Origin of the sequence: Streptomyces sp. NPDC006529 (assembly GCF_040611795.1) — a bacterium.
Lineage (GTDB): Bacteria > Actinomycetota > Actinomycetes > Streptomycetales > Streptomycetaceae > Streptomyces.
Window position 1 is genome coordinate 48,282 of sequence record NZ_JBEXPB010000039.1, and the last position, 15,465, is coordinate 63,746.

Consider the following 15,465-nt stretch of genomic DNA (forward strand, 5'->3'; position numbering starts at 1 on the left):
GGCGCGGGGGACCGCGCGGCGGTTACGACACCACCGGAGCGGCGTCGGCCTGGGTCAGCCGGACCGTGCACAGGCCGCCACGCTCGGACGTCACGTCCGTGACCTTGAGCTGCGTACCCGGCGCGAGGATGTACTCCTCCTCCCCGGTGAAGGCGGAGAAGTTCCTGATCCCGACGGCCTGCGCGGGCGTCACCTCGAAGAGCGTCCGCTTGCCGCGGCTGCCCAGGAAGGACCGGGCCACGTTCAGTTCGGAGGTGCACGAGGAGACGCCCCACCAGGTCACCGTCCGCCCCACCGGGTACTGTGCCCGCAGGTCCAGCGAGACTCCGCGCCACAAGGGCTGCGTGTGGGCGGGCAGCCCCGACACCGCCGAGAACAGCAGCCGCAGGTACGGCAGGTAGGGCGTGACCCTGGTGCGGTCGGGAGAGCGCAGGACGGCGTTGATCTCGCGGTAGAAGGCCGACTCGCAGGTGTAGAGGTACAGCGCGGCGATCGCGTCGGCGGACAACCCGGCCGCCGTCTCGTCGACTCGCCGTTTGCCGAAGTCGCGCGACCGGTCGAGGTGGCCGCCGAGCCCGGGGAGCACCTGCGCGACCGGGGCGAGGGCCTCCTGGAAGTCCATCAGCGGGGTGGCGAACACACCCGTGATCGAGGGGAGGACCAGCCCCTCGTCCTTGACGCTGGTGAGCCGCTCCAGGTACAGCTGGTGCAGGTTCATGGTCGACTCGATGAAAGCGCCCATCCGGGCCGCGACACCCCCGTCGGCGCCGCCCCCGCCGGCCGCTCCCGCGTTCCATCCCGAGCTCGGCAGCCAGTCGATCCCGTCGCACCCCAGTGACGCGAGGGCCTCGTTCACCAGGGTGAAGTGATCGCCCTCGCAGAAGAGGTCGCCCTGCGCCGCCGGGTTCGCGTGGTCGATGTGCCGGACCTCCACGTCCGGGTACTTCTCCTGGAGCCGCAGGACGACCTTCTTCAGGCTGCGGGCGTGCGCGCCCCACCAGGCGAACACGACCCCGCGGTCCTCCTCGTCGCCGTCCTGCTTGGCCTTGAGGATCTCCTCGACGATGCGTTCGGCGACGGGCCGCCAGAAGGCCGTGTGCTGGTCGGCGCCCATCGCTCCGTCGCCGCTGGCGGTGAGCGAGGCGTTCAGCAGGAGCACGCCCTGCGTGAGCATCGCCTGGAACCACTCCGGCGGCTGGACCGTGTCCCGCTCCTTCAGCAGCGCGCGGACCTCGGCGATCGGCGTCTTCTTGGCGATGCCGTACTTCCACATCGCCGCCGCCTTGATCAGGCACCGGATGCTGACGACCCGGCCGAACTGGCTGTCTTTCCAGTCGTTGAAGGTGTTGTCGAACATGGCTATGCCGGTCGCGCTCTCCGGGCGCGGGTACGGGTTCTGGCCGAAGACGACGACCTTCCACTTGTGCGGAGGGTGGGGCTTGAGCGCCTGGAAGGTCAGCTCGCGGACCGGTACGACCTCGGGGCTGCGGCCCGGTCCGATGAAGCGGGCGGCGTCCGGCCGCGCCTCGATCACCGGCTTCAGGAGCGGAAGCCAGGGCTCACCGCCCCCGTCGAACAGCCCGGCGAGAGCGAGGGGATCGTCCGCGGCGGGCGCGGTCGGCGGCGCGGTTACGGGCCCGGTCGGCGCGGGCTCGGCAGCCGCAGGCTCACTCGGCGCAGGCGCGGGTGCGACCGGCTCCGGCGAAACCGGCTCGGTCGGCGCCAGCCCGGCCGCCTGCGGCGGCACGATCCGCACCCGCTCCTCGACCGGCGCGTTCTCGATGCCCTGGAGCTGCGCGATGACCGTGCTGCGCAACTCGTCGTCGTCCTCGAACCAGTGGTCGTGGAAGAGCGTGTAGCCGGTCCACATCAGGTTGGCGCACACCCTCGCCGGGACCCGGCCGGTCTGCGCGCCCATGCCGACGAGCGCCACCGAGCGGATGCTGCCCGGAGCCTTCCGGTTCTGCCGGTGGACGGCCTGGAAGGCGGCGGCGCACGCCAGGGCCACGTTCACCGTGGCACTCACGTTCTGCGCGGACCGCACCATGGTCGGCGTCGATATCAGGTAGCGCGGGACGGCCGCCCCCGACGGGACGCAGACCGCGCTGCCCACCGGCAGGGGTCCGGCGAACCGGTCGCGGATCGCCCGCTGCACCCGCACCTGGATGCCGGACCCGAGGTACCGCTTGATGACGGCGTCGACCCCGCCGTCCATCCGGCCCCGGGAGTTGGTCGGGGTGACCCAGGCGTCGACGTCCTCGTCGAGGATGGAGCCCCCGCGGATCTCGACGCCGGGGGTGTCCGCGAACGCCGCCCGCCACGCCTGCACGACGTGCTCGTTCACATCGGTCAGCACCACCCTGAGCGCGGGCTGCGCACTGCTCTCGGTCATCGTCCACTCCTGTCCGGAAACGCCCTTGCGACTCCCCGAACATAACCCCCGCCACTGACAACGCCGTCGGCGCCCCGGCCCGCACAAAAGGGCTGGTGACCTGCCCTCATGACTCCGTGTCAGAGGCGGCGCGCGGAGGCGCCCGGCGTCGGTCGGGGGTAGGTCCGCGACTGTTTGACGCTGCCGTAGGCGAAGCTCGACTCGATCGAGGCGATGCCGGGGATGGCGTGGACGCGGTCGCGCACGAGGGACTCGTAGGCCTCCAGGTCCTCGATGACGACGCGGAGCAGGTAGTCGCTGCTGCCCGCCATCAGGTAGCAGTCCTGGATGTGCTCGATGAGCGCGACGTGTTCCTCGAAGAGCCGGACCGCCGCCGCCGTGTGGCGCTCCAGGCGGATCCGCACGAAGACGGTGATCGGCAGGCCGAAGGCCACCTGGTCGACCACGGCCGTGTAGCCGCGGATCAGGCCGGCCTCCTCCAGCCGTCGCACCCGCCGCAGGCAGGGGGAGGGCGAGAGCCGGATGCGGTCGGCGAGGTCCTGGTTCGACAGCCGCCCGTCCGCCTGCAATTCCCGGATGATCTGCAGATCGACTGCGTCCACGGCCCCTCCTTGGCAGATCCTGCCCCAAACGTATGTCCGGGAGGCAGAACTGGCAATCGACTGCCCCGCCCGAAGCCCTAGCGTTGCCGGTGTACGGAATCCCGCGCCCGCACCGCCCGTGCGCCGCCCGCACACCCCCGCCATCCGACGCCCCCGACGCCGCAGCCCCCGGCCCTTCCCGGCCCCCAGAAGCTGGAGCACCCTCCTTGGTCGCCATCGACACCCCGGCCGCGTCCCCTCCCCGGGGCGCCGACCGCGCGCCCGCGCGCCGCTTCTCCCCGCAGACCGCGGGCATGGCGGCGCTGGCGGTGACCGTGGCGATCTGGGCCGCCTTCGCGCTGAGCGCCCGCGCCCTGAGCGCGTCCACCCTGCTGCCCGCCGACGCCGCGCTGCTCCGCTTCGGCGTCCCGCTCCTGCTGCTGGCCCCCGCCCTGTGGCGGCGCCGCCGGCGGATCGCCGCGGTGAAGCCGGGAGCCGCCGCGAAGATCGTCTGCGGGGCCGGGGTGCCCTTCTTCCTCGCGGCGATGCACGGCGGATCCCTCACCTCGGCGGCCTTCGTCGGCTCGATCGTGCCCGGCATGGTCCCGCTGTTCGTCTCCGCGCTCATGGTCGGCCGCGGCCACCGCGCCCCCCGCGGACTGCAGGCCGCCGGGCTCGCGCTGATCGCCGTGGGCGTGGCCGCCCTCGTCCGCGACCACGTGGTCCCCGTGGACGCGGACGTGCTGGAGGGCGCGGGCACGCTGCTGGTCGCCAGCGGCCTGTGGGCGCTGTACACGGTCGGATTGAAGGAGGTCGACCTCGACCCCGTCGGCTCGATCGGCCTGCTCTGCCTGCCCTCCTTCGCCGTCATCGCCCTCCTCGTGGCGACCGGAGCGCTCCCCACCGGCCTCGCGCACGCCGCCGGCTCCGACATCGCGCTGTTCTTCGTCGTGCAGGGGCTCGGGGTCGGGCTCTGCGCGGGCCTGCTCTACGCCTTCGCCATCCGCAGGCTGGGCGCCGAGCGCAGCTCGGTCGTCGGCAGCCTCAGCCCGGTCGCCGTCGTCCTGCTCGCCGTACCGGTCCTGGGGGAATCGCCCACCCCCGCGGTCCTGGTCGGCGTACCGCTGATCACCGCCGGTGTGGTCCTGGCCAACCGCCGCCCCCGTACCCGCCCCCGCACCGACGCCGAGGTTCCCGCTGATGCTTGAGCTGCTCCCGCCGCCGCCCGCAGACCCGCTGTGGGTGCTGACCGACGCGTTCGGAGCCGACGTACGGCCCGAACGGCTCGACCTCGTCCTCGGCGTCTACCGCGACGACACCGGCCGCACCCCGGTCATGGCCGCCGTGCGCGAGGCCGAGATCCGCCTCGCGGAGCGCTCCGCGTCCAAGGAGTACCGGGGCCTGTCCGGCAACACCGCCTTCAACCGCGCCCTCCTCTCGATGGTGCTGGGCGGCGAGCACGGCGGGCCGGCCGAGCGGGCCGCCGCCGTCCAGACCGTCGCCGGCTCGGGGGCCCTGCGCCTGCTGGCCGACCTGATCCACCGCACCCGCCCCGGCGCGACCGTCTGGATCAGCGAACCGGCCTACGTCAACCACCGCCCCATCCTGGAAGCCGCCGGCCTGACGGTGCGCGGCTACGGCTGGCGCGACGCCGCGGGCGGCTTCGACACGGAGGGCGTCCTGCGCGAACTGGCCGGCGCCGGACGCGACGACGTCGTCCTGCTCCAGGGCTGCTGCCACAACCCGACCGGGGTCGACCCGCTGCCGGAGGACTGGCGGGCCCTCGCCGACTCGGCCGTCCGCGGCGGCTGGATCCCCTTCGTCGACCTCGCCTACCACGGCCTGGGCGACGGCCTGGAAGCCGACCTGGCGCCCACGCGCATGCTGGCCGCACGCGTCCCCGAGATGCTGATCGCGGTCAGCTGCTCGAAGAACTTCGGCCTCTACAGCGACCGTGTCGGCGGCGCCATCGTCCTGGGCGCCTCCGCCCTGGCCGCGCGGCACGCCGAGACGGCCCTGCAGAACGCCGCCCGGACCCAGTACTCGATGCCCCCCGAGCACGGCGCCGCGGTCGTCACGGCCATCCTGGAGGACGACGGGCTACGGGCCTCCTGGCGCGCGGAACTGGAGCTGATGCGCACCCGGATCGCCGGCCACCGGGCCGCACTGGCCGCGGGCTTGAGCGCGCTGGGCCGGGCCGGTGAGGCGCGGACCCTGGCCCGCCAGAAGGGAATGTTCTCCATGCTGCCCCTGGCGGCCACTCAGATGCTGCGCCTGCGCACGGAGTTCGCCATCTACGGCACCGCCGCGGGCCGCGTCAACATCGCGGGCATCCCGGAGCACCGCATCCCGTGTCTCGTGCGGGGCGTCGCGGCGGTCGCGGAGACCCCGGCCGCGCCGTAGTCGGGGGGCGCGTGGGATCGTAACTCCGTATTACACAGGGCGTGTTGAGCATTCGTTTATCCCTCCGTCGGCTCCCTGCGCCATGCTGGGCGGCAGGCGCACGGCGAGGGGGATCCGGCCGGCCGGCCGGGTCGCGGCGTACGCCATCGAGTGGGGGTTCCATGAGCACGGCGGCATTCCGGAACAAGGCCCGACTGACGTACTCGATCGCCTTCATCGGCCGCGCGGACCTGGAAGGCGAGTTCGAAAGCCTCTCGCACCAGCAGCTGCGCGGGGACAACTACTACAAGGACCTGCCCGAACCCTCCGACTGGAAAGGCGCCCTCCAGGGCAACCAGCACGGCAAGGACGCCGAGCGGCAGGTCGTGAACCTCCTCGCCGACGCGGTCTACCGCCACCTGGGCTGCCGGAGCACCAAGGAGTACAAGACGCGGATCGCCGAGGTCCGCAGGGGCACGGTCGACCTGTTCTCCGACATGGGCCCCTGCCACTCCTGCCGGTCGGTGATCAAGGACTTCCGGACGGACTTCCCGGCCCTCGACTTCCGGATCCGCTACCGCAACACCCTCTTCACCGGCGGCACCGCGAAGCTGCTGGAGGCCGGTGACGGCCTCTACGGGAGCTACGGCGTCGGCGACGCGGAGGAGGGCGACGGCGGCCTGTGGGTCAAGACGTACCCCGGCGACCCGCTCAACGCGGCCACCGCCACCTACGACGCGAAGGTGGCCGGGCCCGAGGGCTACCGCTTCCAGGGCACGTTCACGGCGATCGACCAGCAGCCCCACGCCTCGTTCCTGTACCCCGCGCCCCGGGCGACCGCGGCGCCGCTGGACGAGGTGGCCGCCGTCCTGGACCGGGTCGCCGCCGACATCCGCGACACGATGGCCCCCGGGCAGCAGATGCGCCCGCAGTCCTTCCGGCAGTGGATCCGCGGCATCGACCAGGGGACCGTCCGGCTCGTCTGCGAACGGGGCCCGAGCCAGGCCGGCCGTACGGCGGTGGCGGCCTTCGTCGCGGACTTCCCGAAGGTGCGGACCGAGGTGTCCTACCGGGCCGCGGCCGCCCAGGCCGCGGGCCTCGGGTACGCCGACGCCACCGCGCGCCCGGACGGCACCTGGCTGAAGGTCTTCCCGGCCGCCCGCTGACCACCGCCCCGGGCGGGGCCCCGCGCCCGGCACGGACCTCCGCGTCGGCGCGGGGCACTGCGGCGAATGGCCCAGCCGCGGGGTGACCGGACGGGCCGAAGCCGGAGGAGGTGTCTAACGTCGCTGGCACACCCATCGGACACCGAGCCCGAGGAGATGCCGGCCGTGTTGTCCCGTCGACGCCGCCTGCTGGCGGGTGCCTGTCTCAGTACGGTCGCTGTCGGCCTGCTCCTCACCGGAGGAGCACGCGCCCTGCCGCAGCGGGAGGGGCCCTCGCGCGACGCGGGCAACGAGGTCGCGGTGGGCGCCTACCTCCACTACGGCTCGCCCGGCGTCGACCGGATGGAGGAACTCTCCGACTGGCTCGGCGGCACCGAGCTGCGGGCCGGCCACACGTACCTGCCCGGAGACACCTGGGCGAACATCGAGGGAGCGCCCGATTCCCTGCGCAGCTGGGCGCGGTGGCGCCAGGAGAAGGCCGACCGGCTGTTCGTGCTGAACGTCCCGATGCTGGCGGGCAACGAATCGGGGGTGCCCGACGGCCGGGTCGCGGCACTGCTGCGCTCGGGCGCGAGGGGCGCGTACGACCAGCACTTCCAGCGGCTGGCCAAGCGGCTGGTGGGGCTCCGGGTGCCGGACACGGTGATCGTGCTCGGCTGGGAGATGAACGGCTTCGACTACACCCACCGGTGCCGGCCCGACCCCGCGAGCTGGAAGAAGTACTGGCGCCACATCGTGACGGCCATGCGCTCCGTGCGCGGGCAGCACTTCCGCTTCGACTTCGCGCCCAACCGCGGCGGTGACGCGATCGCCTGGACCAGGTGCTACCCCGGCGACGACGTGGTCGACATCATCGGGATGGACTCCTACGACCAGCCGCCCGGCAACAGCTTCCGCGAACACGTCGAGCAGCCCTACGGACTGCGGCAGCAGGTCGATTTCGCCAGGGCGCACCGCAAGCGGATCTCCTATCCCGAATGGGGGCTGTTCCGCAACGGCGACAACCCGGAGTACGTGCGGGACATGCTGGGCTGGATCGGCGAGCACAGGCCGCTCTACCACAGCATCACGGACTACTGCCCGCACGGCGTGTGGCAGTGCGGCGAGAACCCGCGCTCGGCACGCGTGTTCCAGGAAATCCTGTCCAGCGGCGGCGCAGACGGCGAGCGCTGGGCCGGAGCAGGGGACAGGACCGGCGCCGGCGGCCCCGGGAGCACGGCGCGGGCGCGCCCGTGGTGGCTTCCCGCGGCCCGGGGCGGGTCGGCCTTCCCTCCGCGGAGGTGAGAAGATCCCGCCCGTGAGCGGCCCTACGGGGTGGTGACCGCCGGGAAGGTGAAGGAGTACCCCCGTGCGGTGAGCCAGGGCAGGTACTGCTCCAGCGCCGCCACGGTCTGGCTGCGGTCGCCGCCCCCGTCGTGGAAGAGGACCGTCGGCTGCTGCGGAAGCGGACCCTCCACGGCGGCGACGATGGCCGGCAGACCCGGACGGCTCCAGTCCTTGGGGTCGACGCTCCAGCCGAGGGGCCGCATGCCGTTCGCCGCGGCGATCGCGCGGCTGTCGGGGGTGAAGGCGCCGCCCGGCGCCCGGTAGTAGTCGACGGCGACGCCCGGGGCGGCCGCCTCGATCATGGCCTTGCCGTCGAGTATCTGCCGCTCCTGGTAGTCGACGGGCTTGTGGTCCATCGCCACGTCGTGGTCGACGGAGTGGTCGCACAGCCGGTGGCCGTCCGAGGCGACCGCGCGCACGAGCGCCGGATACTTCTGCGCCTGCGCGCCGATCATGCAGAAGGTGGCCTTGACGTGGTTCTCCCGCAGCACCCGGAGCACCTGGGGCGTCCACCGCGGATCCGGCCCGTCGTCGATGGTGATGGCGACGCCCCGGCCCGGGCCCTGGGCCAGCCGGGAGATGCCCAGCGGGATCCGCGGTGCGCCGTGCTGCGGCTGAGTCCGAGGAGCGCGCGGAGGCCGGTCGGCGGAGGCGTCCGGGGCCGCGACAGCCGGTGCGACCGCCGCGCCCAGGAGTCCGGCGACGGCTGCCGCCAGGGCGGACCCGGCCCACCGACGACGTACGGAACTGCTGGTGGTGCCCATGGACCCGCCTTTCCCTGTGCGTGCGTGGGTGCCGCGCGTTCGGCCCCTCCGGGGGCCCGGCCGTCCGGCCCTCCGGCCCCGTGCCCGGCTCGTGCGGCTGCCGGTCCAGGCTAGGTCATCGCCCTCGGCCCCTTCCTCCTCCGAGCGGCCGGGGAAGGGGGCCGTTCGGACGGGCCGAACGGCCCGGTAGGGCCCCGAACGGGCGCTGGGCGGGGCGCAGTCGCGGCGCGTGCGGACGAGGAGGGGGCCGCGAGTGAAATGTGTCACGGTCGGCGCTTCCGGGGGCCTCGGCGGCCTCGCCGCCCCGGGGGCGCAAGCCGCACGGGACCGGCGGCACGCATCCGTGGACCGCCTGCGTACCATCAGCCGGTCCGTGCCCCCGCCCCGAGGAGTCGACTTCCCGTGACCGCCGCCCTCCCCGCACCCCGGACGGCGGGCCTGCTCCGCGTACGGGAGTTCAGCCGTACCGAGGACGGCGAACGGCTGCACGCCCTCCTGTGGTCCGCGGGCCCCGGCTGGCGCATGATCAGCAGCGCGGTGCTCGGCGGCGGCATCGGAGAGCGGGCCTGGGTGCTCAACGCCCAGGTCGCCCACGGTTACGCGCGCACGGATCCGGCCCGGCACCTGGCCGCGCTCGCCGGGACGGCGGGCGCCACGGGCGGGGGAGTGGGGCTGATGACGGCCGCCGACGTGCGGGCGTACGGCCGGGCCGAGGACGGCGGCAGCGAGGCCGTCGTGACGGCGGGGCTCGGGGTGCGCGGCTGGGCGGCCTCCCCGGCGCCGGGCCGCGAGCTGCCGGCCGCACCGGGCACGGTCAACACCCTCGTCGCCGTACCCGCGGCCCTCTCGGACGCCGCCCTGGTCAACGCCGTCGCCACGGCCACGGAAGCCAAGGTGCAGGCGCTGCTCGACGCGGGTTACGACTGCTCGGGCACGCCCACGGACGCCGTCTGCGTCGCCGCGCGCGTCCCCGGGCCCGGCGAGGCGCCGCACGCCTTCGCGGGGCCGCGTTCGGTGTGGGGCGCCCGGCTGGCCCGGGCGGTGTACGCCGCCACCCGCGCCGCCGCCGCGGCCTGAGCGCGGGGGCCCGCTTCACGTCACGCGCTCACCATGGTCCGCAGCGTCGAGGGCCGCCCCGGGCGAGGTGGTCGCCGCCACCTCACGCGGGCGCGGCGTAGCAGTGCACGCTCACCGTGCGGGTGGCGCTCCACCGCTGGTCCACGGTGGCCAGCAGCGTCCAGCCCAGTCGTTCGTACAGGGCCGCCGCCGCCGTGTCGGAGACCACGACGTCGAGGACCGGGTGCAGGGCGCGCCGCCGTGCCTCCCGGACGGCCCGCTCCATCAGCCGCGCACCGATCCCGAGGCCGCGTGCTTCGGGCGAGACGAACAAGCGGCTGACCACGGCGGCGCCGTCGACGGGCGCGCCCGCGCGGCTGCTCCACAGCGCCGGCGCCGCGTCGCCCTCCCCGCCGCGGGACAGAGCGATGTGGGCCACCACCTGTCCGTCCACCTCCGCCACCCACGCCGCGAGCAGCGAAGGCCGCGCCAGCCACGCCCGGGGGTCCTCCGGCCAGTCCACCGGGTAGCCGTCGTGGCCGTGGACCTCGGCCAGCACGCGGACGCACCCGTCGAGGTCGGCGTCGTCGCGCCGCCGGACGCGGACGGGCGCGGCGGACGTCTTCTGCGCGAGGATCAGGACTTCCTGGAACTGCCGCTTGTCCGTGGGTTTCGGCTCGGTCACCAGGCGGGTCGACTCCGTCAGTCCGTGCTCGCACAGCAGGTCGGACAGGTGGTCGGGGGACCACCGGTAGGCCGTCGTCACCGTGTGGTCGTAGGCCTGCGTCTCGGCGTGGGGGCCGTCGGTGGCGGGGAACTCGATCAGCAGGTGGCCGCCGGGAGCCAGGATCCGCGCGATCTCCGCGAACACGGCGGGCATCTCCCGCGGCGGGGTGTGGATGACGGACCACCGCGCGAGGACCCCGCCGAGCGCGGCGTCCTCGATGTCCAGCGCGGCCATCGAGCCGACGTCGAACCGCAGACCGGGGTGGGCGGCCCGGGCGAGCTCGATCATCACCGGGGAGGCGTCGACGCCGAACACCCGCAGCCCCAGCGCGTCCAGGTGGGCCGTGATGTGGCCCGGTCCGCAGCCGAGGTCCGCGACGGCGCCGTCGCCGTTCGTCCGCACCAGCTCCGCGAAAGCGCTCAACAGGGCCCGTTCCACGGGGCGTTCACCCAGCGTGTCGTGGAACAGCCGCGCGTAGGTGGGGGCGACGGCGTCGTAGGCCGCGCGGGTGGCGTGCAGGGTGTCGGGTTCGGTCACCTGGAGACCGTAGCGGGGAAGGCCGCGACCCGGGCGGCCGAGGGCGTCCGGGCGACTCCCGCGGGCGCCCGGACAGCCGCCGCGGCCGGTGACGCGGCCCGTACCGGTCCCCACCGCGCGCGGGGCCGCGCACCGCGGCACGGACCCCGGTGCGGGGGTGCGAGGGCGCCGGATCGTGCACCGCCGCGCGGGGGCGCAGCATGGAGGTGGGCCCATGACCGGTGCGGCGCTCCGAGCGGGTCCGCCGAGGAGGGAGTCTGCCAGGATGGATGCCCGCGAGGCGCTGGGTGAGGAGGACCGGGAGGGCGGCACGCCGTTGCCGCCGGGAGGTCTGCTCGACCTCCTGAGCGTCGCGGCCGTCGTGCTGGACACCCGCGGGCGCATCGTGTTCTGGAGCCCCCAGGCCGACAGCGTCTTCGGCTACAGCGCCGAGGAGGCCCTCGGCCAGTACGCCGCCATGCTCGTGAACGACGGGTACAAGGAACTGGTGGGCTCGCTGTTCGCCGAGGTGATGAGCACCGGCGCGAGCTGGGCGGGCGCGTTCCCGATCCGCCACAAGGACGGCAGTACGCGCCTGGTGGAATTCCGCAACATGCGCCTGCTCGACGACCTCGGTGACGTCTACGCGCTGGGGATCGCCGCGGACCAGAGCATGCTCCAGCGCGTGGAGACCGACCTGGCCCTGTCCCAGCGCATCGTCTCCCAGTCGCCCATCGGCATCGCCCTGCTGGACACCGACCTGCGCTACCTGCTGGTCAACCCGGCCCTGGAACGCATCAACGGCGCACCGGCCGCAGCCCACATCGGCCGCCGCCCGCACGAGATCCTGACCTTCGGCGACGTGGAGACCATGGAGTCCGCGCTGCGCCAGGTCCTGCTCACCGGCGTCCCCCTGCTGGACCAGTACACCGTCGGCCGCACCCACGACGACCCGGCCCACGATCACGCCTGGTCGTCGTCGTACTACCGGCTGGAAAGCTCCAGCGGCCGGGTCATCGGCGTCGCGAACTCGGTGATCGACGTCACCGAACGCCACCGGGCCACCACCGAGGCCGACCGGGCCCGGCGCCGTCTCGCCCTGATCGCGGAAGCCTCCGCCCGCGTGGGCACCACGCTGGAGGTCGAACACACCGCCCGGGAACTCGTCGAGGTCTCGGTGCCCGAGCTGGCCGACATCGCCGCCGTCGACGTCCTCGACGACGCCCTGGCCTTCCGCCGGACCACGCCCGCCGACGAACCCCGCCCGGAACTCTTCCGCGCGCTCGCCGTAGCCGCCGCCTACCCCACGCCCGCCACGGCCGCCGTGAAGGTCGGCGACCTCGCCGCGTACGGCGCCGACCGCCTCATCACCCGCTGCGTGCACACCGGGCAGCCCATCGTCATCGCGCGGGTCACCAACGGCGACCTGGAGCGCATCGCCCGGGACGCCGATTCCGCCGCCGCCCTGGCCCGGGCGGGCGTGCACTCCTACCTCGCCGTGCCGCTGGTGGCCCACAACGAGATCCTCGGCGCCCTCGACCTGCTGCGGGCCCGCAACCCCCGCCCCTTCGACGAGGACGACATCCTCCTCGCCGGAGAGCTGGCCTCGCGCGCGGCCGTCGCGATCGACAACGCCCGCTGGCACCAGAGCCTGCGCAACACCGCGGAAACCCTCCAGCGCAGCCTCCTGCCCGGCCGGCCGCCCCCGCTCACCGGCCTGGAAGTCGCCTCCCTCTACCAGCCCGCCCAGGCCTCCACGGAAGTCGGGGGCGACTGGTACGACGTCATCCCCCTCGACGGGCCCGCGGGCCACCGCACCGCCCTCGTGGTCGGCGACGTCATGGGCAACGGCATCGACGCCGCGGCCACCATGGGACGCCTGCGCACCGCGACCTGCACCCTCGCGGACCTCGACCTGGCCCCGGACCAGGTGCTCCAGCACCTCGACCGGATCACCCGGGGACTGGAGCACTACATCGCCACCTGCGTCTACGTCGAGTACGACGCCCGCCGCCACCGGTGCCGCGTCGCCAACGCCGGCCACCTGCCGCCCGTCCTCGCCCCGGCCGGCCGCCGACCCCGCCTGCTCGACCTGCCCACCGGCGTTCCCCTCGGCGTCGGCGGCCTCCCGTTCCACACCACGGCCTTCGACCTGAACCCGGGCGACCGGCTGATCCTCTACACCGACGGCCTCGTCGAAACCCGCTACCACCCCATCGACGAGCGACTCGGCGCCCTGCTCCGCGCCCTCGACCCGCCGCACCGCTCCCTGCGGGAGACCTGCCGGCACCTGCTGCGGACCCTGCGCCACCCGGACGACCACGACGACGTGGCGATCCTCATCGCCCAGGCGACGGAGGCCTTACCCGGATCAGCGGTCGCCTAGCGGTCGGCGGCGGGAGGAGTGTCGCTGCCGAGGACGGCGTCGACGTGGGCGGCGAGCGAGGAACGCAGCGCCGCCGGTGTCATCTTCCGGTCGTCGATCAGGTGCACCACGAGGTCGGCGCGCAGGGCCGCGAGCAGCGCGTGGGCGGTGAAATCGGGGTCGTGGACGCCGGGCACCCGGACCAGTTCCGTCCGCAGCGCGTCGTGCCATCCGTCGTAGTGCGCGGCCCGGTAGGGGCTGCTGAGTCCGGCGTCCTCGGCGGCCGACATCAGGTTCCGGTGCTCGATCTTGAAGCGCAGCAATGCGTCGAGGAGGTCCCCCACGCGCCGGCGCGGTGAGGCCCCGGCGCTCTCCTGCGCTTCGCGCACCGCCTCCCGCAGGGGTTCGAGGCGGGAGGCGATCACGGCGCCGATCAGCCCGGCGCGGTCACCGAAGCGCCGGAAGAGCGTGCCCTTGCCCACGCCCGCGGCCGCCGCGATGTCGTCCATCGACACGGCGTGGGGGGAATCGCCGGCGGCGAAGAGGGCGTCGGCGGCAGCCAGCACGGCTTCTCGGTTGCGCAGCGCGTCGGCGCGCTCCGGGCGCTGGGCCACGGGGTCCTCCTCGGGTGGGCGGAGTCGTTCGCCGGCTGTCCACGGAGTGTTCCGAGGGTACGGCGCGTCTCGTCGGGCCCGTCGACGATACCGCTGCCCGAAGGCGCCCGGCGCCCGGCGTCGGGCGCCTCGGGGCACCGGTCAGCCGCTGCCCGCCATCTCGCGCTCCGCGAAGGCGCGGAGCGTACCCGGGGGGCGGCCGGTCAGGCGTTCGACGGTGTCCGTGACGCGGTCCTCGGCGCCGCCCGCGATGGAGCGGTCCATCTCCGCCAGCAGCGTGGCGAATTGCAGCGGGATCTGCTCCGCCCAGCGGTCGCGCAGCTGCTCGAAGGTCAGGTGCCGGTGTGCGACTCGGCGGCCGGTGACCTCGCCGAGGAGGGCGGCGACGTCGTCGTAGCTCAGCGCCTCGGGGCCGGTGAGGACCAGGTCGGTGTTCGGGGCGCGCTCGTCGGTCAGGGCGCGGACGGCGACGGCGGCGATGTCGGCCGCGTCGATGAACCCGACGCGGCCTTCCCCCGAGGCGGTCCGGATGGCTCCGCCGTCCCGGATGCTGAGGGCGTGCGGGCCGTTCCCCGCGAAGTTCTGCATGAACCAGGACGGTCGCAGCACCGCCCACTCCTCGAACAGGCCGGGCAGCTCCGCGTGGACCCGGCCCACCGCCGGGCCGCCCGCGGGGATCGCCGAGGAGCTGAGGAGCACCGCTCGGTTGACGCCGGCGGCGCGGGCTTCGCGCAGGAAGGGCAGCATGACGGCGGCCGGGTCGGCGGAGCCGATCGGCGGGACGAGGTAGACGCGGTCGGCGCCGTCGACGGCACCGCCCCAGGTGGCGGGTTCGTACCAGTCGAAACGGACGGCGTCGGCGCCCTCGACGGCCGTGGCGCCGCGTCCGGCGGCCTTGACGCGGCGCCCCCGGGCGACGAGCCCGGCGGTGACGCGGCGGCCCGTGGTGCCGGTGGCGCCGATGACGAGAGTGGCGGGGGAGGACGGGGAGGAGGGGGTGCGGTCGATGACGGCTTCGCGCGACGCCTCGTCGGTCGGCCGGCTCGTCGGCCGGTTCACCGGCCGGCTCCCGCGAAGTCGGCGCCCGGCTGGGCCGCGGCGAGGGGGTTCCAGTAGTCGCGGTAGGACGTGATGAGCCCGTCCTCGTACGTGACGACGGCGATGTAGCTCATGTCGAAGGGGCTGCCGGTCTGCACGAGGCGGCCCACCCCGCGCATCTCCACCACGATGGTCCCGGGGGCGGCGGTCTCGTGGACCGTCACGTCGGTGAAGTCGTGGAGGTCGACGTGGTCGGGGTAGTGGCGCATGTAGTCCGCGACGGCCGCCCGGCCCTCCAGCCGTTGGGGCCACCCGGGAGGCGCGAAGGGGAACGTCAGCACCCCGTCCTCGGCCCAGAGGCCGACCCAGCCGGAGATGTCCTTGGCCAGCAGGAGCCGCAGGCCGTGGCGGTACAGCTCCGCCGGTGTCAGGGAGGTCAGGGACCGAACAGGGGCTGCTGATCGGCGAACTCCCGCCGGGCAGCCACCCCACGCCGAGCCGGTTCGTCCTGCGCAACCGGGTCATCGCGGCCCTGACC

Annotated in this window: 13 protein-coding genes and 1 pseudogene; 6 read left to right on the forward strand and 8 right to left on the reverse strand. The window is 74.1% G+C overall.

All coding sequences use genetic code 11. The annotated features are described in order from the left end of the window. Positions 1 to 22: 22 nt before the first annotated feature. The gene (locus tag ABZY31_RS23960; protein ID WP_356413528.1) at positions 23 to 2,392 is read right to left on the reverse strand and encodes a macro domain-containing protein; all 2,370 of its coding nucleotides are present in this window, start codon (positions 2,390 to 2,392) and stop codon (positions 23 to 25) included. A gap of 119 nt (positions 2,393 to 2,511) precedes the next feature. Continuing rightward, positions 2,512 to 2,994, reverse strand: a complete 483-nt coding sequence (locus tag ABZY31_RS23965; RefSeq protein WP_356413530.1) for an Lrp/AsnC family transcriptional regulator — start codon at positions 2,992 to 2,994, stop codon at positions 2,512 to 2,514. A 206-nt stretch (positions 2,995 to 3,200) separates the two neighbouring features. Here ABZY31_RS23965 and ABZY31_RS23970 point away from each other — a divergent pair, with 206 nt between their 5' ends. The 4 genes from ABZY31_RS23970 (at position 3,201) to ABZY31_RS23985 (ending at position 7,805) form a co-directional block, all read left to right on the forward strand. Continuing rightward, positions 3,201 to 4,181, forward strand: coding sequence for a DMT family transporter (locus ABZY31_RS23970; RefSeq protein WP_356413532.1), 981 nt, complete (start codon positions 3,201 to 3,203; stop codon positions 4,179 to 4,181). Then, positions 4,174 to 5,376 (forward strand): aromatic amino acid transaminase, encoded by a 1,203-nt coding sequence (locus tag ABZY31_RS23975; RefSeq protein WP_356413533.1) that lies wholly within the window; start codon positions 4,174 to 4,176, stop codon positions 5,374 to 5,376. The genes ABZY31_RS23970 and ABZY31_RS23975 overlap by 8 nt, the downstream gene beginning before the upstream one ends. A gap of 161 nt (positions 5,377 to 5,537) precedes the next feature. After that, positions 5,538 to 6,521: a deaminase domain-containing protein gene (locus ABZY31_RS23980; RefSeq protein ID WP_356413535.1), complete on the forward strand. Its 984-nt coding sequence runs from the start codon at positions 5,538 to 5,540 to the stop codon at positions 6,519 to 6,521. A gap of 156 nt (positions 6,522 to 6,677) precedes the next feature. Further along, positions 6,678 to 7,805, forward strand: coding sequence for a glycosyl hydrolase (locus ABZY31_RS23985; RefSeq protein WP_356413537.1), 1,128 nt, complete (start codon positions 6,678 to 6,680; stop codon positions 7,803 to 7,805). A gap of 23 nt (positions 7,806 to 7,828) precedes the next feature. Here the strand turns inward: ABZY31_RS23985 and ABZY31_RS23990 are convergent, their stop codons facing one another. Next, positions 7,829 to 8,611, reverse strand: a complete 783-nt coding sequence (locus tag ABZY31_RS23990) for a polysaccharide deacetylase family protein (protein ID WP_356413539.1) — start codon at positions 8,609 to 8,611, stop codon at positions 7,829 to 7,831. A 402-nt stretch (positions 8,612 to 9,013) separates the two neighbouring features. Between ABZY31_RS23990 and ABZY31_RS23995 the strand changes: the two genes are divergently transcribed. Next, positions 9,014 to 9,688 carry an adenosylcobinamide amidohydrolase gene (locus tag ABZY31_RS23995; protein ID WP_356413541.1) on the forward strand — a complete coding sequence of 225 codons (675 nt, stop codon included), beginning with the start codon at positions 9,014 to 9,016 and terminating at the stop codon, positions 9,686 to 9,688. An 82-nt stretch (positions 9,689 to 9,770) separates the two neighbouring features. Here the strand turns inward: ABZY31_RS23995 and ABZY31_RS24000 are convergent, their stop codons facing one another. Then, entirely contained in the window at positions 9,771 to 10,304 is a 534-nt protein-coding gene (locus ABZY31_RS24000; protein ID WP_356413549.1) for a GNAT family N-acetyltransferase, read from the reverse strand. Then, positions 10,290 to 10,931: pseudogene (locus ABZY31_RS24005) on the reverse strand (methyltransferase domain-containing protein); the annotation flags it as partial. The gene ABZY31_RS24000 and the pseudogene ABZY31_RS24005, both read right to left, overlap by 15 nt. A gap of 265 nt (positions 10,932 to 11,196) precedes the next feature. On the opposite strand from ABZY31_RS24005, the gene ABZY31_RS24010 reads away from it, so the two are divergent. Continuing rightward, positions 11,197 to 13,296: a SpoIIE family protein phosphatase gene (locus tag ABZY31_RS24010; RefSeq protein WP_356413543.1), complete on the forward strand. Its 2,100-nt coding sequence runs from the start codon at positions 11,197 to 11,199 to the stop codon at positions 13,294 to 13,296. Here ABZY31_RS24010 and ABZY31_RS24015 read toward each other — a convergent pair. The 3 genes from ABZY31_RS24015 to ABZY31_RS24025 form a co-directional block, all read right to left on the reverse strand. Continuing rightward, complete coding sequence (locus ABZY31_RS24015; protein ID WP_356413545.1) at positions 13,293 to 13,889, reverse strand: helix-turn-helix domain-containing protein; 597 nt, start codon at positions 13,887 to 13,889, stop codon at positions 13,293 to 13,295. The genes ABZY31_RS24010 and ABZY31_RS24015 overlap by 4 nt on opposite strands. 141 nt (positions 13,890 to 14,030) lie before the next feature. Further along, positions 14,031 to 14,897: an NAD(P)H-binding protein gene (locus tag ABZY31_RS24020; protein ID WP_356413551.1), complete on the reverse strand. Its 867-nt coding sequence runs from the start codon at positions 14,895 to 14,897 to the stop codon at positions 14,031 to 14,033. A 47-nt stretch (positions 14,898 to 14,944) separates the two neighbouring features. Next, the gene (locus tag ABZY31_RS24025) at positions 14,945 to 15,367 is read right to left on the reverse strand and encodes a nuclear transport factor 2 family protein (RefSeq protein WP_356413553.1); all 423 of its coding nucleotides are present in this window, start codon (positions 15,365 to 15,367) and stop codon (positions 14,945 to 14,947) included. Between the last annotated feature and the right edge of the window lie 98 nt (positions 15,368 to 15,465).

Coding starts and splice junctions, on each gene's coding strand:
- ABZY31_RS23990 (WP_356413539.1), bottom strand. CDS start 8,611: ATGGGCACCACCAGCAGTTCCGTACGTCGTCGGTGGGCCGGGTCCGCC.
- ABZY31_RS23975 (WP_356413533.1), top strand. CDS start 4,174: ATGCTTGAGCTGCTCCCGCCGCCGCCCGCAGACCCGCTGTGGGTGCTG.
- ABZY31_RS23985 (WP_356413537.1), top strand. CDS start 6,678: ATGCCGGCCGTGTTGTCCCGTCGACGCCGCCTGCTGGCGGGTGCCTGT.
- ABZY31_RS23960 (WP_356413528.1), bottom strand. CDS start 2,392: ATGACCGAGAGCAGTGCGCAGCCCGCGCTCAGGGTGGTGCTGACCGAT.
- ABZY31_RS24010 (WP_356413543.1), top strand. CDS start 11,197: ATGGATGCCCGCGAGGCGCTGGGTGAGGAGGACCGGGAGGGCGGCACG.
- ABZY31_RS23980 (WP_356413535.1), top strand. CDS start 5,538: ATGAGCACGGCGGCATTCCGGAACAAGGCCCGACTGACGTACTCGATC.